Raw genomic sequence first — 17,930 nt, forward strand, 5'->3', positions numbered from 1 at the left:
TACAAAAGTTGGCTGACTACCTGATCAATCGCGGTAAAACACCTGCACCAGGTGATAGCCGAACTTGCTCTTGATCGGCCCGTGAACCACCTTTACCGGCTTCTTGAAGATCACCGCATCAATCGCCCCCACCATCTGCCCGGGCCGCACTTCACCCAGGTCGCCGCCGCGCTTGCCGGACGGGCAAGTGGAGTACTTCTTGGCCAGCACATCGAACGCCTCGCCCTTGGCGATGCGTTGCTTGAGCTGTTCGGCTTCTTCGCTGGTTTTCACCAGGATATGACGGGCTTGGGCTTTCATTGATCTCTACCAGGTGTGCGACGGCGCGCGATTATGCCTGAACTCATGGGTCAACGTTGATCATGCTGCGGATTTTCGTCGCCAGTTGGTCGATGGAAAACGGCTTGGCCACCATGTCCATGCCGTCCTCCAGGAACCCTTGGCGCTCGGCGGCTTTCTCGGCATAACCGGTCATGAACAGCACACGTAGACCGGGCCGGTGCTGGCGGGCGATTTCGGCAAGCTGCCGGCCATTCATGCCGGGCAGGCCAACATCGGTCACCAGCAAGTCCACGCGCAGGTCCGATTCCAGCAATGGCAGCGCTGCGCGGGCGTCCGCCGCCTGGTGCGCGGTGTAGCCCAGTTCGTCGAGTACATTGACCACCAGCATGCGCACCGCCGGGTCGTCCTCGACCACCACCACCGCTTCACCGGCCAGGGCCAGCGGTGCTTCGCTCGAGTGCGCGGGCAGCGGGCTTTCCAGGGCGGTGCCATGCAGGCGCGGCAGGTACAGGCGCACACACGTTCCCTGGTCCGGTTCGCTCTGGATGGTCACGTGGCCGCCGGACTGTTGGGCAAACCCGTAGATCATCGACAGGCCCAGGCCGGTGCCCTGGCCGATCGGCTTGGTGGTGAAGAACGGGTCGAACGCCTTGGCAAGAATTTTCGGCGCCATGCCGGTGCCGTTGTCGCACACGCCGAGCATCACGTAGTCACCGGCCTTGACCGGTTCCAGGGTGGTGATATCGGTGCCGTCCAGGTAGCTGTTGGCGGTTTCGATCAGTATCTCGCCGCCATCGGGCATGGCGTCGCGCGCGTTGATCACCAGGTTGAGCAGGGCGTTTTCCAGTTGGCTGGCGTCGGTGTTCACCGGCCAGATGTCATGACCGAGTTGCACCTTGAGTCCGATATGCGCGCCCTTGGTGCGGCGGAACAGGTCTTCGAGAGACGCCACCAACTGGTTGGGATCGAGTGGACGGCGGTCCAGCGACTGGCGCCGAGAGAACGCCAGCAACCGGTGGGTCAGGGCCGCGGCACGATGGGCGGAGGACACGGCGGCATCGGTAAAACGACTGATTTCGTCACTGCGCCCGGCGGCGATGTAGCGCTGCATCAGGTCCAGGCTGCCGATGATGCCGGTGAGCATATTGTTGAAGTCATGGGCGATACCGCCGGTGAGTTGGCCCACGGCTTCCATCTTCTGTGCATGGCGCAGCGCATCCTCGGCACGTTCGCGCTCGAACATTTCGTTTTGCAGGCGCTGGTTCGCCTCGGCCAGCGCCTGGGTGCGCTGGGCCACGCGTTCTTCGAGGTTCTCGTTGAGGTTGCGCAGTGCTTCTTCGGTGAGCTTGCGTTCGGTCTCATCGATCACAAAGATATAGAAACCATTCACCGAGCCGTCATTGCTGAAGCGCGGCAGGTATTTCATCAGGGCATGGCGCGGCCGGCCGTCGCGGTGCGGCGTAACGGTCATGAAGCTGCAGGCCTTGCCCTTGAGCGCGGCGGCGATCTTGTCCGCGCGCCCGGCATACACCTGGTCGCCGACTACGTCGCGGATGGTCTTGCCGTACAGCTCCTGGGGCGTCATGCCGTACCATTCCAGGTACGCGCTGTTGTTCAGGCGGAAGCGCTCTTCGTGGTCGACATACCCGATCAGCACCGGCATGGCGTTGATGATCAGTTGCAGCTCGGTCTGGCTTTGGCGCAAGGCCTGCTCGGTGTGCTTGCGCTCGGTCAGGTCCAGCGCGGCGCCGAGGAAGCGCGCCGGGCGGCCCTGATGATCCTTGTAGCAGCGCCCGCGGGCAAACACCCAGCGCACCTGGCCGTCGGCTTGCAACAGGCGGTATTCCTCGGCGTACTCGGTGCCGAAGGTGATGCAGTGCTTGATGCTGCGCGCCACCATGCCGCGATCTTCGGGGTGCACGCCGTGCAGGTAATCGCTGATGGGCAGCCGGCCTGCTTCGCTCGGTTCGACACCGTGCAGGTAGGCGAAGTGCGCGTCGGCGATAAAGCGGTCTTCGCCGATGTCCCAATCCCAGGTGCCGACCGCGTCGGTCGCCGCGAGCGCCAGTTGCAGGCGTTGTTCGGTGTTGTGTCGGGCCCTGCGCCGCTCGTTGGTTTCGATGGCGGTGACCAGGATCCCGGCCACGCGGCCGCTTTCATCGCGGACCGGGCTGTAGGTCAGGTCGAGCCAGATTTCAGTGTCGCGATTGTGGCGTTGCAGCACGAGGCGCTGCTCGCTGAACGTGCGCACCTGGCCTTTGAGCACGGCGTCGTAGACCGGCGCGGTAAAGCTCTCGAGCTCCGGCCAGGTCTGGTGTGCCGGCTGGCCCATCGCCTCGGGGTGCTTGTTGCCGGCCAGCAGGGCGAAGCCGTCGTTGTAGAGTTGCGTGAGCTGGTTGCCCCACAGCAGCAGCATCGGCATTGGCGAGTGGACGACGATGTCCACGGCGGTACGCAGGCTTTGCGGCCAATCATTGGCCTCACCGAGCGGGCTTTGCGCCCAGTCCAGCCGCGCGATCAATGCTGCGGCTTCGCTGCCGGTGGATGTTCCATTCATGAAAAAAACCCTGATCGTAACGCTTTGAACGATGAAAACACCCATTGTCCCGTGAGTCGGGGAATGAGTGACTACCCCCGAAAAATAGCATGCATTGGGGGTTTGTCTTCAAATGAGTGCATCAGGGCTGAAACCTTTCATCCTTGTATCAGTTCAGGACGGTCGCGAAACTGCTCCAGCGCCTGTGGGTTGGCCAGGGCGTCGGTGTTCTTCACCGGCTCGCCGTGCACCACATTGCGCACCGCCAATTCAACGATCTTGCCGCTGATGGTGCGGGGGATATCGCTGACCGCGAGAATCTTCGCCGGCACATGCCGGGGTGTGGTGTTGGCGCGGATCACTTGGCGAATCTGTTGCGCCAGCGCTTCGTCCAGTTCAACACCGTCATTGAGGCGCACAAACAGCACCACACGCACATCGTCCTGCCAGCGTTGGCCGATGGCCAGGCTTTCCAGCACTTGCGGGACCTTTTCCACCTGACGGTAGATTTCTGCGGTACCGATGCGCACGCCACCGGGGTTGAGCACCGCGTCGGAGCGCCCGTGAATCAGCAGGCTGCCATTCGGGCGCTGTTCGGCGTAGTCACCCTGGGCCCATACGCCGGGGAACTGGCTGAAATACGAGGCGCGCAGTTTCTGCCGATCGGGGTCGTTCCACAGGCCGATGGGCATGGCCGGGAAATGCCGGGTGCACACCAGTTCGCCTTTTTCGCCGACCAGCGGACGGCCCTGGTCATCCCACACTTCGATGGCCATCGCCAGGCTCTTGCACTGCATTTCGCCACGGCGCACCGGCAACACCGGGTTGCCGATCACAAAGCAGGAGACGATATCGGTGCCGCCCGACATGGACGACAGGCACAGCTCGCCCTTGATCTCGCGGTACACGTAGTCGTAGCTCTGCGGCGACAGCGGCGAGCCGGTCGAAATCAGCCCCTTGAGGCTGCCCAGGTCGTGGCTGAGGCGCGGTTGCAGCCCGGCTTTTTCCAGGGTGGCGAGAAACTTGGGGCTGGTGCCGAACACGCTGATCTTTTCCGCGTCGATCAGGTCGATCAAGCGTTCGGGGCCGGGGTGAAACGGCGAGCCGTCATACAGCACTGCCGTGGCGCCGACGGCCAGTACCGACACCAGCCAGTTCCACATCATCCAACCGCAGGTGGTGTAGTAGAACAGGCAGTCCTCGCGGGACAGGTCGGCATGCAGGCCGTGCTCCTTGAGGTGGGTGAGCAGCACGCCGCCGGTGCCGTGGATGATGCACTTGGGCACGCCGGTGGTGCCGCTGGAGTACAGGATGTACAGCGGATGATCGAACGGCACCGCGACGAATTCAGGGTCGCCGCCAGGCGTGTAGAAGTCCTGCCACAGCGTGACGCCGGCGTGGCTGTGATAATCCTCGACCCGCGCCTGAGGCCTGGCATACGGCACGATGATCAACTGTTCCAGGGACGGCAGGCGCGCGAGGATTTCATTGAGCTTGGCGGTCTGGTCGATGTCCTTGCCGGCGTAGCGGTAGCCGGCACAGGTGATCAGCACCTTGGGTTCGATCTGGCCGAAACGGTCGATCACACCCTGGGTACCGAAGTCCGGCGATGAGCACGACCAGATTGCGCCCAGGCTGGTGGTGGCGAGCATGCCCACCAGGGTTTGCCAGGTGTTGGGCATGCACGCGGCGACGCGGTCGCCCTGGGTGACACCGGCCGCGCGCAGGCTGTGTTGCAGGCCGGCGACGTGGGCGGCGAGTTCGGCGTAGGTCAAGTGTTCGCGCTGGCCGTCTTCGCTGATCGCCACCACGGCTGGGTGATCATCGCGGCGGCGCAGCAGGTGCTCGGCAAAGTTCAGGGTCGCGCCGGGAAACCACTGGGCGCTGGGCATCTGGGCGTCTTCGATCAGCACCGCCGTGGGCGGGCTGCGAAATTGCACGTCGAAGAACGCCACGATGGCCCGCCAGAAATCAGGACGCTCGTCGATGCTCCACTGGTGCAGGGCCGGGTAGTCGCTGAGCTGCACGCTGTAGCGCTGGTTGATGTAGCGCCGGAACTGGTCCATCCGCGTGGTGGCGATGCGTTCCGGGGAAGGTTGCCAGAGGATGTCGGACATAGTGGGCCTCTTTTTATTGTGCCAGCCAGCCACCGTCGATATTCCACGCCGCACCGCGCACCTGGCTGCCGGCTTCGCTGCACAGGAACAGCACCAGTTCGCCCAATTGTGGCGGTGTCACAAATTCCAGCGACGGTTGCTTCTCCGCCAGCAGGTCATGTTGCGCCTGCTGCGGGTCCACGCCGTTGGCCGCGCGATCATCGATCTGCTTCTGCACCAGCGGCGTCAGCACCCAGCCTGGGCAGATAGCGTTGCAGGTGACGTTGCTGGTAGCGGTCTCCAGGCCGACCACTTTGGTCAGGCCGATCACGCCATGCTTGGCCGCCACGTACGCCGCCTTGCCCACCGAACCGACCTGGCCATGCACCGAGGCGATGTTGACGATACGCCCCCAACCCCTGGCCTTCATCCCTGGCAGGCTCAAGCGCGTGCTGTGGAACACCGAGGAGAGGTTGATCGCGATGATCGAATCCCAGCGCTCGGCGGGGAAGTCTTCCACCGGCGCCACGTGCTGGATGCCGGCGTTGTTGACGAGGATATCGACACCGCCGAATTCACGTTCGGCGTAGGCGATCATGTCGGCGATCTGCGCCGGGTCGCTGACGTCGGCGGGGTGGTGGCCGACCTTGCCGCCGAAGGCCTGCACCTGGGCGATCACCGCGCTGGCGTCGCCGAAGCCGTTGAGAATCAGGTTCGCGCCGGCCTTGGCCAGGCTCAGGGCGATGCCCAGGCCAATGCCGCTGGTGGAGCCGGTAACCAGGGCGGTCTTGCCGTTCAATGTCGTCATGAAAACCTCACACAATGCCGGTGGCGTAGAAAGTACCGATCACCACGAACACCGCGAGGGTCTTGATGATCGTGATGCCGAAAATGTCCTTGTAGGCTTCGCGGTGGGTCAGGCCGGTGACCGCCAGCAGCGTGATCACCGCGCCGTTGTGGGGCAGGGTGTCCATGCCGCCGCTGGCCATGGCCGCGACGCGGTGCAGCACTTCAAGGGGGATATTGGCCGCATGGGCCGCCGAAATAAAGCTTTCGGACATGGCCGCCAGGGCAATGCTCATGCCGCCCGACGCAGAGCCGGTGATGCCGGCCAGCAGGGTCACGGTAATCGCTTCGTTGACCAGCGGGTTGGGGATGCCCTTGAGCCAGTCGGCCAGCACCAGAAAACCCGGCAGCGAGGCGATCACCGCACCGAAGCCGTATTCCGACGCCGTATTCATCGCCGCCAGCAACGCACCGCTGACCGCGCTTTTGCTGCCTTCGGCGAGCTTGCTCTTGATCGCCGAGAAGCCGAACACCAGCACCACGATAATCCCTACCAGCAATGCGGCCTGCACCGCCCAGATCGCGGTGAGCTTGGCGATTTCGGTGGTGACCGGGACGCTCATGCCCGGCAGGCTGAGGCTGTGGGTCTTGCCGTACCACTGCGGGATCCAGTGGGTGAACAGCAGGTTCATCACACCCACCAGGATCAGTGGCGACAGCGCGATCCAAGGGTTGGGCAGGGTGAGGTTCTCGGCGGTTTCCGGCTCGTTGCGAAGCTCCGTGCCATACCCTTCACCGGCGCGCTGGGCCTTGTTGCGCTGGCGCGCCAGGTAGAGCATGCCGGCGCAGAACACGAAGATCGTGCCGATCAGGCCCAGCCATGGCGCGGCCCAGGCCGTGGTGTTGAAGAACGTACTGGGGATGATGTTCTGGATCTGCGGCGTGCCGGGCAGGGCGTCCATGGTGAATGAGAATGCACCGAGGGCGATGGTCGCCGGGATCAGGCGCTTGGGGATATTGCTCTGGCGGAACATCTCTGCCGCGAACGGGTACACCGCAAACACCACCACGAACAACGACACGCCGCCATAAGTGAGCAGGGCGCAGACCAGCACGATCACCAGCATGGCCTGGCGCGTGCCGAGCAAGCGAATGGCGGCTGCCACGATCGAGCGCGAAAAGCCCGACAGCTCGATCAGCTTGCCGAACACCGCACCGAGCAGGAACACCGGGAAATACAGTTTGATAAAGCCGACCATCTTCTCCATGAACACCCCGGTAAACGCGGGCGCAACGGCGGATGGGTCGGTGAGCAGGACAGCGCCGAGGGCGGCGATGGGGGCAAACAGGATAACGCTATAGCCACGGTAGGCAGCCAGCATCAGCAGCGCGAGGGCTGCCAGGGCAATGATCACACTCATGGTGTGTCTCCATCGGATTGTTATTTTTGTGGGGTGAGGCTTTGGAGGAGGGCTATAGCGAGATATGTGCCAAATTCATAACTTATTGATATTTATAAAATTTATATAAATCAGTAGCGACTTTCTTGAATGTTGTCTCCATTTTGAGACGGTCAGAGATCAAATGTGGGAGCTGGCTTGCCTGCGATAGCGGTGTATCAGTCACAACTGTTCAGCTGGACCAACGCTATCGCAGGCAAGCCAGCTCCCACAGTAGATCATCTGTATATTGAGATTTATGTCTCTTTAGTGAGATTGATCGATGCCCAGCGCCACCATTTTCTTGTACAACGTCGACCGCCCGAGCCCTAATCGCTTGGCCGCTTCTACCACATTCCCCTCACAGGCCCGCAACGCCGCGCCGATCACCTGCCGATCAAACCGCTCCCGCGCTGCGCTGAAGCTTTCTCCCTCAACCGCCGCCACCGCGCTGCCACGTTCCACCGGCGTAAAGGTGCCGATTGCTGCGCGGATCGCCGGGGCATTCAACACCAGGTCATCACTCAGCAATGCCGCCCGTTCCAGCACGTTGCGCAGCTCGCGGATGTTCCCGGGCCACGCATGCTGCGCCAGCAAAGCCAACGCCTCGCGGTCCAGTTCATGCTGGCTGCGCAGTTCCTCCAGAATCGCCTCGCTGAGCGCCGGAATATCCTCCAGCCGCTCACGCAACGGAGGCACCTGGATCGGCAGCACATTCAGCCGGTAATACAGGTCGGCACGGAACTCGCCGCGCTTGATCGCCGCTTCCAGGTCCATGGACGTGGCCGCGATCACCCGCACATCGCTGTGCAGCATCTCGTTGGAGCCGACCGGCTCGAATTCCTTTTCCTGCAGCACCCGCAGCAGTTTGTTTTGCAGCGGCAAGGGCATGTCGCCGATTTCATCGAGGAACAAGGTGCCGCCCTGGGCAATCTGGAACTTGCCCGGGCGGCCTTTGCGGTCGGCGCCGGTAAATGCGCCTGGCGCCGTGCCGAAGAACTCGGCTTCGAGCAGGTCAGCGGGAATGGCGGCGCTGTTGATACTGACAAAGGCCTTGTGCGCACGCGTGGAGGCACCGTGGATCGCCTGGGCCAGCAACTCCTTGCCCGTGCCGGTCTCGCCCAGCAGCAATACCGGCGATTCGGCACTCGCGCTGCGCCGCGCCCGACGTTTCACTTCGAGGCTGGCGGCGCTGGTGCCGATGAAATGCGCAAAGTTGTACTTGCTCTGGCGTGAGCGCAGCAGCGAGCGCGTCGAGGCCAACTCCTGCTGCATGCTCAGGTAACGCTCGATCAGCGGCGACAGGTTGCGCAGCTCATCGAACAAGGCAAACCCGATCGCGCCGATCACCGCGCCGGCCTCGTTGTGGATCGGCAGGCGCATCACCACCAGCGGGCCCTTGGGCGTGTCCTGGATATCCAGCAGGATCGGCTGGTCGTTGCGCACCACCTGGCGCAACAGGCTGTTGGAAATCACCTGTTCACACGGCTGGCCGATGGCTTCGTCGGCGCTCTTGAGGCCGAAACGCTTGGCGTAGCGCTCGTTCATCCACACGATATTGGCGTCGCGGTCGACAATCACCGTGCCTTCGCTGGACTGCTCGATGATCTCGAACAGCGACTGGATGGCCAGGCCGCGCACCTGTTGGTAGTCCTTGAGGTTATCGGTGATGTTCATGTTTAGGCTACCAACACAAATTGAATATGGAATCGCGATCCTTGTGGGAGCGGGCGTGTTTACAAGGGAATATGCGCCGCTGCCAGCAGCTCTTTGGTGTACGGATGCTGCGGTGCATCGAACACCTGATGGCTGGCGCCGCGCTCCACCACCTGGCCGTCCTTGATCACGATCATGTCATGGGCCATGGCGCGCACCACGGCCAGGTCATGGCTGATAAACAGGTAGGTCAGGCCATATTTGTCTTGCAGCTCACGCAGTAACGTCACCACTTGTTTCTGCACGGTGCGGTCGAGGGCCGAGGTCGGTTCGTCGAGCAGCATCAGCGCCGGCTTGAGCACCAGGGCGCGGGCGATGGCGATGCGTTGGCGCTGCCCACCGGAAAACTCATGGGGGTAGCGGTAGCGGCTGGCGGGGTCGAGGCCGACATCCTTGAGCACCTGGACCACCTGCGCATCGCGGTCGGCCAGGCTGCACGGCGCGTGCACCTCCAGGCCTTCGCTGATGATCTGCTCCACGGTCATGCGCGGGCTGAGGCTGCCGTAAGGGTCCTGGAAGACTACCTGCATCTGCTTGCGCCACGGGCGCATCTGCTGAGGGTTCAGCGGGTCGAGCGCTTCCCCCTGGAAGCGAATGCTGCCGGTGGAGTCCAGCAGCCGCAGGATTGCCTGGCCCAGGGTGGACTTGCCCGAGCCGGACTCGCCGACAATCCCCAGGGTCTTGCCGCGTTGCACGCTGAGGCTGATGCCATCCACCGCCCGCAGGTAGGTCTTGCGCCGGAACAACCCGCCGCCGAGGGGGAATTGCACGGTCAGGTCGTCCACTTGCAACACCGTCTCGCGCTCGTCGCTGCACAGCGCCTCAGCGTCCGGTTCCGCATCCAGCAGCAGGCGGCTATAGGGGTGTTGCGGCGCATTGAACAGGGTCTGGCACTCGGCCTGTTCGACGATCTCGCCGGCGCGCATCACGCACACGCGCTGGGCAATGCTGCGCACCAGGTTGAGGTCGTGGCTGATCAGCAACAGCGACATGCCCAGGCGTTCCTGCAGGGACTTGAGCAGCAGCAGGATCTTGCGTTGCACCGTCACATCCAGCGCGGTGGTGGGTTCGTCGGCGATCAGCAGTTCCGGCTCGCACGCCAGGGCCATGGCGATCATCACCCGTTGGCGCTGGCCGCCGGAGAGCTGGTGCGGATAGGCCTTGAGGCGTTCCTGGGGTTTCTGGATGCCCACCAGTTGGAGCAATTCGAGGATACGCGCCTGCGCCGCCTTGCCGCCCAGGCCCTTGTGCAGCAGCAGGGTTTCACCGATCTGCTTTTCGATGCTGTGCAGCGGGTTGAGGGAGGTCATCGGCTCCTGGAAGATCATGGCGATGCGGTTGCCGCGCAGCTTCTGCAAGGTGGTGGCCGAAGCCCCCACCAATTCCTGGCCGCGGTACTTGATGAAACCGGTGGTTTCAGTACCGGCCTCGGGCAGCAATTGCAGGATCGAATGGGCCGTCACCGACTTGCCCGAGCCCGACTCGCCCACCAGCGCCAGGCACTCGCCGGGGCGCACGTCCAGGCACAGGTTGCGCACGACGGTCTGGCCGCTGAAGGCGACGCTGAGGTCGCGGATTTCGATCAGGTTCATATGCGCTCACTCATGAACGGGGGTCGAAGGCATCACGCAACGCCTCGCCGATAAAGACCAGCAGCGACAGGATCAGCGCCAGTGTGAAGAACGCCGTCAGGCCCAGCCACGGCGCTTGCAGGTTCTGCTTGCCCTGGGCGATCAGTTCGCCCAGCGACGCACTGCCGGCGGGCATGCCAAAGCCGAGGAAATCCAGGGCGCTCAGGGTAGAAATCGCCCCGGTCAGGATAAACGGCAGGTAGCTCAAGGTGGCCGTCATGGCGTTGGGCAGGATATGCCGGCGAATGATCTTGCCGTCACCCAGGCCCAGGGCCCGTGCGGCCTTGACGTATTCCAGGTTGCGCCCGCGCAGGAACTCGGCGCGCACCACGTCCACCAGGGCCAGCCAGGAAAACAGCGCCATGATCCCCAGCAACCACCAGAAATTCGGCTCCACAAAGCCCGACAGGATGATCAGCAGGTACAACACTGGCAGCCCGGACCACACCTCAAGCACGCGCTGGCCGATCAAGTCCACCCAGCCGCCGTAATAGCCCTGCAACGCACCGGCTGCAATGCCGATGGCCGCGCTGATCGCAGTGAGCGCCAGGGCAAACAGGATCGACACCCGTGCGCCAAAGATCACCCGCGCCAGCACATCCCGTGATTGGTCATCGGTGCCTAGCCAGTTCACCGCCGAGGGCGGGCTGGGGGCAGGGCGGGTCAGTTCGTAGTTGGGCGTGTCGTCGCTGAACGGGATCGGCGGGAACAGCATCCAACCGCCGTCCTGCTTGATCAGCTTTTGCACGTAGTCACTGCGGTAGTCGGCCTGGAACGGCAGCTGGCCGCCGAACTGCTGTTCGGTGTAACGCTTGAACACCGGGAAATACAGCTCGTTCTTGAAGCTGAGCACCAAAGGCTTGTCATTGGCGATCAATTCGCCGCCGAGGGTCAGGATAAACAGGCCGATGAATAGCCACAGCGACCACCAGCCGCGACGGTTCTTCTTGAAACGCTCGAAACGCCGACGCGCCACGGGAGACAGGTTAGGCATCAGGCGTTCCTCGCGGCGAAGTCGATACGCGGGTCCACCAGGGTGTAGCAGAGGTCACCGATGAGTTTTATCAAGAGGCCGAACAACGTGAAGATAAACAACGAACCGAACACCACCGGGTAATCGCGGGACACCGCGGCTTCGTAGCTCATGCGACCCAGGCCATCGAGGGAGAAGATCACCTCGATCAGCAGGGAGCCGGCGAAGAACACCGCGATAAAGGCCTGGGGTATGCCGGAGATCACCAGCAACATCGCGTTGCGGAACACATGCCCGTACAACACGCGCCGTTCGCTCAAGCCCTTGGCGCGGGCGGTCACCACGTACTGGCGCGTGATTTCATTGAGGAACGAGTTTTTGGTGAGGATGGTCAGCGTGGCGAACCCGCCGATCACCAACGAAGTGACGGGCAAGACCAGGTGCCAGAAATAGTCGGCGATCTTGCCCACGGTGCTCAGCGCTTCGAAGTTCTCCGACACCAGCCCGCGCACCGGGAACCAGTTCAGCGAAGTGCCGCCGGCAAACACCACGATCAGGAACATCGCGAACAGGAACGCCGGCATCGCATAGCCGATGACGATCGCGGTGCTGCTCCACACATCGAAGCTGCTGCCGTGGCGCACCGCCTTGCGAATCCCCAGGGGGATCGACACCAGGTAGGTGATCAGCGTGGCCCACAGGCCAAGGGAAATGGTCACCGGCATTTTTTCGAGGATCAGGTCGATCACCGTCTTGCCGCGAAAGAAGCTGTTGCCGAAGTCCAGCTGGGCGTAGCTCTTGAGCATCAACCACAGCCGTTCCGGCGCGGGCTTGTCGAAGCCGTACTGTTTTTCGATGTCCGCAATGAGTTTCGGGTCCAGGCCCCGGCTGGCGCGGGAACCGCCGCTGATGCCTTCGCCGGACGAGCCGCCGACACCGCCGCCGCCGATCCCTTGCAGGTGGGCGATGGCCTGTTCCACCGGGCCGCCGGGAGCGGCCTGCACGATCACGAAATTCACCAGCAGAATGATCACCAGCGTCGGGATGATCAGCAGCAGGCGCCGCACGATATAGGCAAACATCAGCGGGCACCTCCGCGTTTTTTCAGCTCAGCGTTCATTTGCTCATTGGTCAGTGGCGTGGGGCTGATTTCCCACCAGGTTTCCAGGGCTTCGTCGTTTTTCGCCTCGATGGCCGGGCGGCCGAAGCGGTTCCACCACGCTGCCGAGGTGCCGGGTGGGTAGTAATTGGGGATCCACAGGTAGTTCCATTGCAGCACCCGGTCCAGCGCGTGGGCGTAGGTGAGCATCTGCGCCTGGGTGTCGGCCTTGACCAGGCCCTTGATCAGGCTGTCGACGGCGGGGTCCTTGAGCACCATGTAGTTGTTGGCGCCGGGGTCAAACGCAGCGGCCGAGCCGAAGTAGTTGTACAGCTCCATGCCGGGCGAGGTGGTGACCGGGAAGCCGGTGACGATCATGTCGTAGTCCCGTGCCATCACCCGGTTTACATACTGGGAGGAGTCGATACGGCGGATATTCAGGGTGATGCCGATCTGCGCCAGGTTGCGCTTGTACGGTAGCAACAGGCGCTCCATGCCGCTTTGGGCGTTAAGGAACGTGAACTCCAGCGGCTCACCCTCGGCATTCACCAGTTTGTCGCCCTGCGGTTTCCAGCCGGCGTCCTCCAGCAAGGCCAGGGCTTGCAGCTGCTTGTCGCGGATCATGCCGCTGCCGTCGGTGACTGGTGCCTTGAACACCTGGGTGAACACTTCGTCCGGCACTTGGCCGCGCAAGGGTTCAAGAATCGCCAGCTCTTCTTTTGTCGGCGGCTGGCTGGCGGCCAGCGGGCTGTTGGAGAAGTAACTCTGCTGGCGGATGTACATATTGCGCATCATTTGCCGGTTGGCCCATTCGAAATCCCACAGCATCGCCAGGGCTTGGCGCACGCGGCGGTCCTTGAACATCGGTTTTTGCACGTTGAACACATAGCCCTGGGCCGGTTGCGGCATCTCCTTGGCCAAGTGCGCACGTTGCAGACGACCGTCATCCAGGGCCGGGCCGTTGTAGCCGATGGAATAGCCGGTGGCGGAGAATTCGCGGTTGAAATCGTAGGCGCCGCCGCGCAATACCTGGCGGGCCACTTCGGTGTCGCCGAAATACTCCAGGCTCAGGTGATCGAAATTGTACAGGCCACGGCTCACGGGCAGGTCCTTGCCCCACCAGTTCGGGTCGCGGGTAAAGGTGATGGTGCTGCCGGAGTCGATCTTGCTGACTGTGTACGGGCCGCTGCCCAGTGGCGCTTCATAGCCGCCGCCGTTGGCGAAGTCGCGGGTTTTCCACCAGTGCTCGGGGAAGACCGGCAGGGTGGCGATATCCAGGGGCAGGGTGCGGTTTTCATTGCTGGAGAAATCGAAGCGCACCTGGCGTTCGCCTTCGACTTCGACGTGTTTCACGTCGGCGAACAGGGTGCGAAAGCGCAGGCTGCCCTGGGTCATCAACAGGTCGAAGCTGTAGCGCACGTCTTCGGCGGTAATCGGCTTGCCGTCGGCGAAGCGTGCCTTGGGGTTGAGGAAAAAACGCAGCGACAGGCCATCGTCGGCGCGCTCCATTTTCTCGGCGACCAGGCCGTAGACCGTGTAGGGCTCGTCCAGGGAACGCTGGGCCAGAGGGGCGTAGAGCCAGCCGTCGACCTGGGACACGCCGATGCCTTTGTCGATATACGGCAGCACATGGTCGAAGCGCCCGATCTCGATGGCCGAGCGGCGCAGGCTGCCGCCCTTGGGGGCGTTGGGGTTGGCGTAGTCGAAATGGGTAAAGCCGGCGGGGTACTTGGCCGGTTCGCCGTACACCGTCAGGTACGGTTGGGGCGCCGCGATCACGGCAGTGCTGGCCAGCAGCAGGGCCAGGCTTGAGCTAAGAATGTAGGAAAAAGCCAATCGCATTGTCAGCCTTGAACGCCGTATGAATAAGAAAATGGATTTGTACGCTAACGGCATCAGCGTCGCCAGTCATCACATGCACAACGGCCCACCAAAAGGCGGGCCGTTGTTTATAGCATCAGCACAGACTGGATCAGTCCTGGCGGCTGGTGACTTCCAGCAGGTGGTAGCCGAACTGGGTTTTCACCGGACCTTGCACGGTGTTGACCGGGGCGCTGAAGACGACGGTGTCGAATTCCTTGACCATCTGGCCTGGGCCGAACGAACCCAGGTCGCCACCTTGGCGGCTGGATGGGCAGCTGGAGTTGGCTTTGGCGACTTCTGCGAAATCGGCGCCGCCTTCGATTTGGGCCTTGAGTTCGTTGCACTTGTCTTCAGTGGAAACGAGGATGTGACGGGCGGTGGCTTTGGCCATGGGAAGTAACTCCTTGAATAAAAAAGGTGAGCCTACCGGATTCAGGCGGTTATTTCCTGGCAAAGTTCCGTTGGGGTGGTGGTGGTGGTGGTGGTGGTGGTGGTGGTGGTGGTGGTGGTGGTGGTGGTGGTGGTGTACATATCCGTGGCTGCGGTGATGGCTGATATGGGTTCCGCCCTTACGGCGGGTCACTTTCGAAAAGCGCGAAAGTAACCAAAGCGCTCTTGCCCCAACACTCGGCACCTCGCCCAGGCTCGGTGTGCCCGAACGAAGGCTTGACGGGGCGCCTCAGATCAAGATCAAGAGCGACTCGCTTCGCATCGTGGATACGCTTTTCGTCTTCTGTAGGCGCTGGCTTGCCGGCGAAAAACGTGAGACCGCCGCGTTTTGCCTGGTTCCCCCGCATCATCGTTGAAGACCATCGCCGGCAAGCCGGCTCAGGACCGCGTTTAGCAGCCATCACCCAACCAACGGATATTCACCCAGCAAAACCTAAACCCCAGGCACCAAAAACGCCGCCTCCAACAACTGCCGCGTATACCCATGCTGCGGCGCGGCAAAAATTCCCGCCGCATCCCCCTGTTCCACCACCTGGCCATGCTTCACCACCATCAACTGATGGCTCAACGCCTTGACCACCGCCAAATCATGGCTGATAAACAGATAGGTCAAGTTGTACTTGGCCTGCAAGCTGCGCAACAACTCCACCACTTGCCGCTGCACCGTGCGATCCAGCGCCGAGGTCGGCTCGTCCAGCAAAATCAGACGCGGCTTAAGCACCAGCGCCCGGGCAATGGCAATGCGCTGGCGCTGGCCACCCGAGAACTCGTGCGGGTAGCGATGCCGCGATTCCGGGTCCAACCCCACTTCCTTGAGCGCCGCAATAATCGCCGCCTCTTGCTCGGCGGGCGTACCCATCTTATGGATACGCAACCCTTCGCCGACGATCTCGCTGACACACATCCGCGGGCTCAAGCTGCCGAACGGATCCTGGAACACCACCTGCATTTCCCGACGCAACGGACGCACTTGTTGCTGGGTGAGACGATCCAGTTGCTGGCCTTCAAAGCGAATCCCGCCCTTGCTGCCGATCAACCGCAGAATCGCCAGGCCCAGGGTGGATTTGCCCGAGCCGCTTTCGCCGACGATGCCCAGGGTCTGCCCCTGGGGCAGGCTGAAGTTGATGCCGTCCACCGCCTTGACGTAATCGACGGTGTTGCGCAAAAAGCCCTTCTTGATCGGGAACCACACTTTCAGGTCATCGACCTCCAGCAACGGTGGGCCGATCACGTTGGTCGCCGGGCCGCCGCTGGGTTCCGCCGCCAACAATTCCTGGGTGTATGGGTGCTGCGGTGCCTGGAACAGCGTTTCGCAATCGGCCTGCTCGACGATGCAACCCTTTTGCATCACACACACGCGATGGGCGATACGCCGCACCAGGTTCAAGTCATGGCTGATCAACAGCAGTGCCATGCCCAGCCGTGCCTGCAGTTCCTTGAGCAGTTCGAGGATTTTCAACTGTACCGTCACGTCGAGCGCCGTGGTGGGCTCGTCGGCGATCAGCAGTTCCGGCTCATTGGCCAACGCCATGGCAATCATCACCCGTTGGCGCTGGCCGCCGGACAGTTCATGAGGCAGGGCCTTGAGGCGCTTGTGCGGCTCGGGAATGCCCACCAGTTCCAGCAACTCCAGGGTGCGCTGGGTGGCCACCTTGCCGGTGAGCCCCTTGTGCAGGCCCAGCACTTCGTTGATCTGCTTCTCGATATTGTGCAGCGGGTTCAACGAGGTCATCGGCTCCTGGAAGATCATCGCAATGCGGTTGCCGCGAATGTGCCGGATGGTTTTTTCTTTCAGTGTCAGCAGGTCCTGCCCGGCATAGTTGATGGTGCCAGAGGGGTGCCGCGCCAGCGGGTAGGGCAGCAGGCGCAGGATCGAGTGGGCCGTCACCGATTTGCCCGAACCGCTTTCGCCGACCAGTGCGATGGTTTCGCCGCGCTTGATGTCGAAGCTGACGTTGTTCACCACGCGGTGGTGGTGGTCGCCCGTGACGAACTCGACGGAGAGGTCGCGGACTTCGATCAGATTGTCCTGATTCATCTCATTTCCTCGGGTCGAAGGCATCGCGAGCGGACTCGCCGATAAACACCAGCAAACTCAACATGATCGCCAGCACGGCAAAGGCACTCATGCCCAGCCACGGCGCTTGCAGGTTGGATTTGCCCTGGGCCACCAGTTCCCCCAGCGACGGCGAACCTGCCGGTAGGCCAAAGCCGAGGAAGTCCAGGGCGGTGAGGGTGCCGATGGCGCCGGTGAGAATGAACGGCATGAAGGTCATGGTCGACACCATCGCATTCGGCAAAATGTGGCGGAACATGATCGCGCCGTTCTGCATGCCCAGGGCCCTGGCCGCGCGCACGTATTCCAGGTTGCGCCCGCGCAGGAACTCGGCGCGCACCACGTCCACCAGGCTCATCCACGAAAACAGCAGCATGATCCCCAGCAGCCACCAGAAGTTGGGCTGCACGAAGCTGGCGAGGATGATCAACAGGTACAACACCGGCAACCCGGACCAGATCTCCAGGAAGCGCTGCCCGGCCAGGTCGACCCAGCCGCCGTAGAAGCCCTGCAAGGCCCCGGCGATCACGCCGATGATCGAGCTGAGCACGGTGAGGGTGAGGGCAAACAGCACCGACACGCGGAACCCGTAGATCACCCGCGCCAGTACGTCGCGGCCCTGGTCGTCGGTGCCCAGCAAGTTCACGGAAGAGGGCGGCGCCGGCGCGGGGACCTTGAGGTCGTAGTTGATGCTCTGGTAGCTGAACGGGATCGGCGCCCACAAGGTCCAGGCATCCTTGGCCTTGAGCAGCTCCTGGATATACGGGCTCTTGTAGTTGGCCTCCAGCGGGAATTCACCGCCGAAGGTGGTCTCCGGGTAGCGCTTGAGCGCCGGGAAGTACCAGCCACCGTCGTAGTGCACGGCCAGCGGCTTGTCGTTGGCGATCAGCTCGGCGCCCAGGCTCAGCACGAACAGGATCAGGAACAGCCACAGCGACCACCAGCCACGCTTGTTGGCCTTGAACCGCTCGAACCGGCGGCGATTGAGGGGGGACAGGTTCAT

General features: G+C 62.6%; 13 protein-coding genes. All 13 read right to left on the reverse strand.

Features of this window, described 5'->3' with window-relative positions:
* Positions 1-24 precede the first annotated feature (24 nt).
* Positions 25-300 carry a peptidylprolyl isomerase gene (locus BM70_RS0117735; protein ID WP_003174397.1) on the reverse strand — a complete coding sequence of 92 codons (276 nt, stop codon included), beginning with the start codon at positions 298-300 and terminating at the stop codon, positions 25-27.
* A 43-nt stretch (positions 301-343) separates the two neighbouring features.
* The gene (locus BM70_RS0117740; protein WP_025857215.1) at positions 344-2,839 is read right to left on the reverse strand and encodes a PAS domain-containing protein; all 2,496 of its coding nucleotides are present in this window, start codon (positions 2,837-2,839) and stop codon (positions 344-346) included.
* A gap of 137 nt (positions 2,840-2,976) precedes the next feature.
* On the reverse strand, positions 2,977-4,935 hold the full coding sequence (locus BM70_RS0117745) for an acetoacetate--CoA ligase (RefSeq protein WP_025857217.1): 1,959 nt from the start codon (positions 4,933-4,935) through the stop codon (positions 2,977-2,979).
* A gap of 13 nt (positions 4,936-4,948) precedes the next feature.
* Entirely contained in the window at positions 4,949-5,722 is a 774-nt protein-coding gene (gene hbdH / locus BM70_RS0117750; protein WP_025857218.1) for a 3-hydroxybutyrate dehydrogenase, read from the reverse strand.
* 7 nt (positions 5,723-5,729) lie between these two features.
* Positions 5,730-7,121, reverse strand: coding sequence for a GntP family permease (locus BM70_RS0117755; RefSeq protein WP_025857219.1), 1,392 nt, complete (start codon positions 7,119-7,121; stop codon positions 5,730-5,732).
* A gap of 285 nt (positions 7,122-7,406) precedes the next feature.
* Positions 7,407-8,816: a sigma-54-dependent Fis family transcriptional regulator gene (locus BM70_RS0117760; RefSeq protein WP_025857220.1), complete on the reverse strand. Its 1,410-nt coding sequence runs from the start codon at positions 8,814-8,816 to the stop codon at positions 7,407-7,409.
* Positions 8,817-8,875: 59 nt separating this feature from the next.
* Positions 8,876-10,447, reverse strand: a complete 1,572-nt coding sequence (locus BM70_RS0117765) for an ABC transporter ATP-binding protein (RefSeq protein WP_025857221.1) — start codon at positions 10,445-10,447, stop codon at positions 8,876-8,878.
* Between the two features lie 10 nt (positions 10,448-10,457).
* Positions 10,458-11,480 carry an ABC transporter permease gene (locus BM70_RS0117770; protein WP_025857222.1) on the reverse strand — a complete coding sequence of 341 codons (1,023 nt, stop codon included), beginning with the start codon at positions 11,478-11,480 and terminating at the stop codon, positions 10,458-10,460.
* On the reverse strand, positions 11,480-12,541 hold the full coding sequence (locus tag BM70_RS0117775; protein WP_025857223.1) for a microcin C ABC transporter permease YejB: 1,062 nt from the start codon (positions 12,539-12,541) through the stop codon (positions 11,480-11,482). The genes BM70_RS0117770 and BM70_RS0117775 overlap by 1 nt, the downstream gene beginning before the upstream one ends.
* Positions 12,541-14,400: an extracellular solute-binding protein gene (locus BM70_RS0117780; protein ID WP_025857224.1), complete on the reverse strand. Its 1,860-nt coding sequence runs from the start codon at positions 14,398-14,400 to the stop codon at positions 12,541-12,543. The genes BM70_RS0117775 and BM70_RS0117780 overlap by 1 nt, the downstream gene beginning before the upstream one ends.
* Positions 14,401-14,530: 130 nt before the next feature.
* Positions 14,531-14,812 carry a peptidylprolyl isomerase gene (locus BM70_RS0117785; RefSeq protein ID WP_003174386.1) on the reverse strand — a complete coding sequence of 94 codons (282 nt, stop codon included), beginning with the start codon at positions 14,810-14,812 and terminating at the stop codon, positions 14,531-14,533.
* A 492-nt stretch (positions 14,813-15,304) separates the two neighbouring features.
* Positions 15,305-16,909, reverse strand: a complete 1,605-nt coding sequence (locus BM70_RS0117795) for an ABC transporter ATP-binding protein (RefSeq protein WP_025857225.1) — start codon at positions 16,907-16,909, stop codon at positions 15,305-15,307.
* 1 nt (position 16,910) lies between these two features.
* Entirely contained in the window at positions 16,911-17,930 is a 1,020-nt protein-coding gene (locus BM70_RS0117800) for an ABC transporter permease (protein WP_012723835.1), read from the reverse strand.

The organism is Pseudomonas sp. CHM02, assembly GCF_000612585.1.
Classification (GTDB): Bacteria; Pseudomonadota; Gammaproteobacteria; order Pseudomonadales; family Pseudomonadaceae; genus Aquipseudomonas.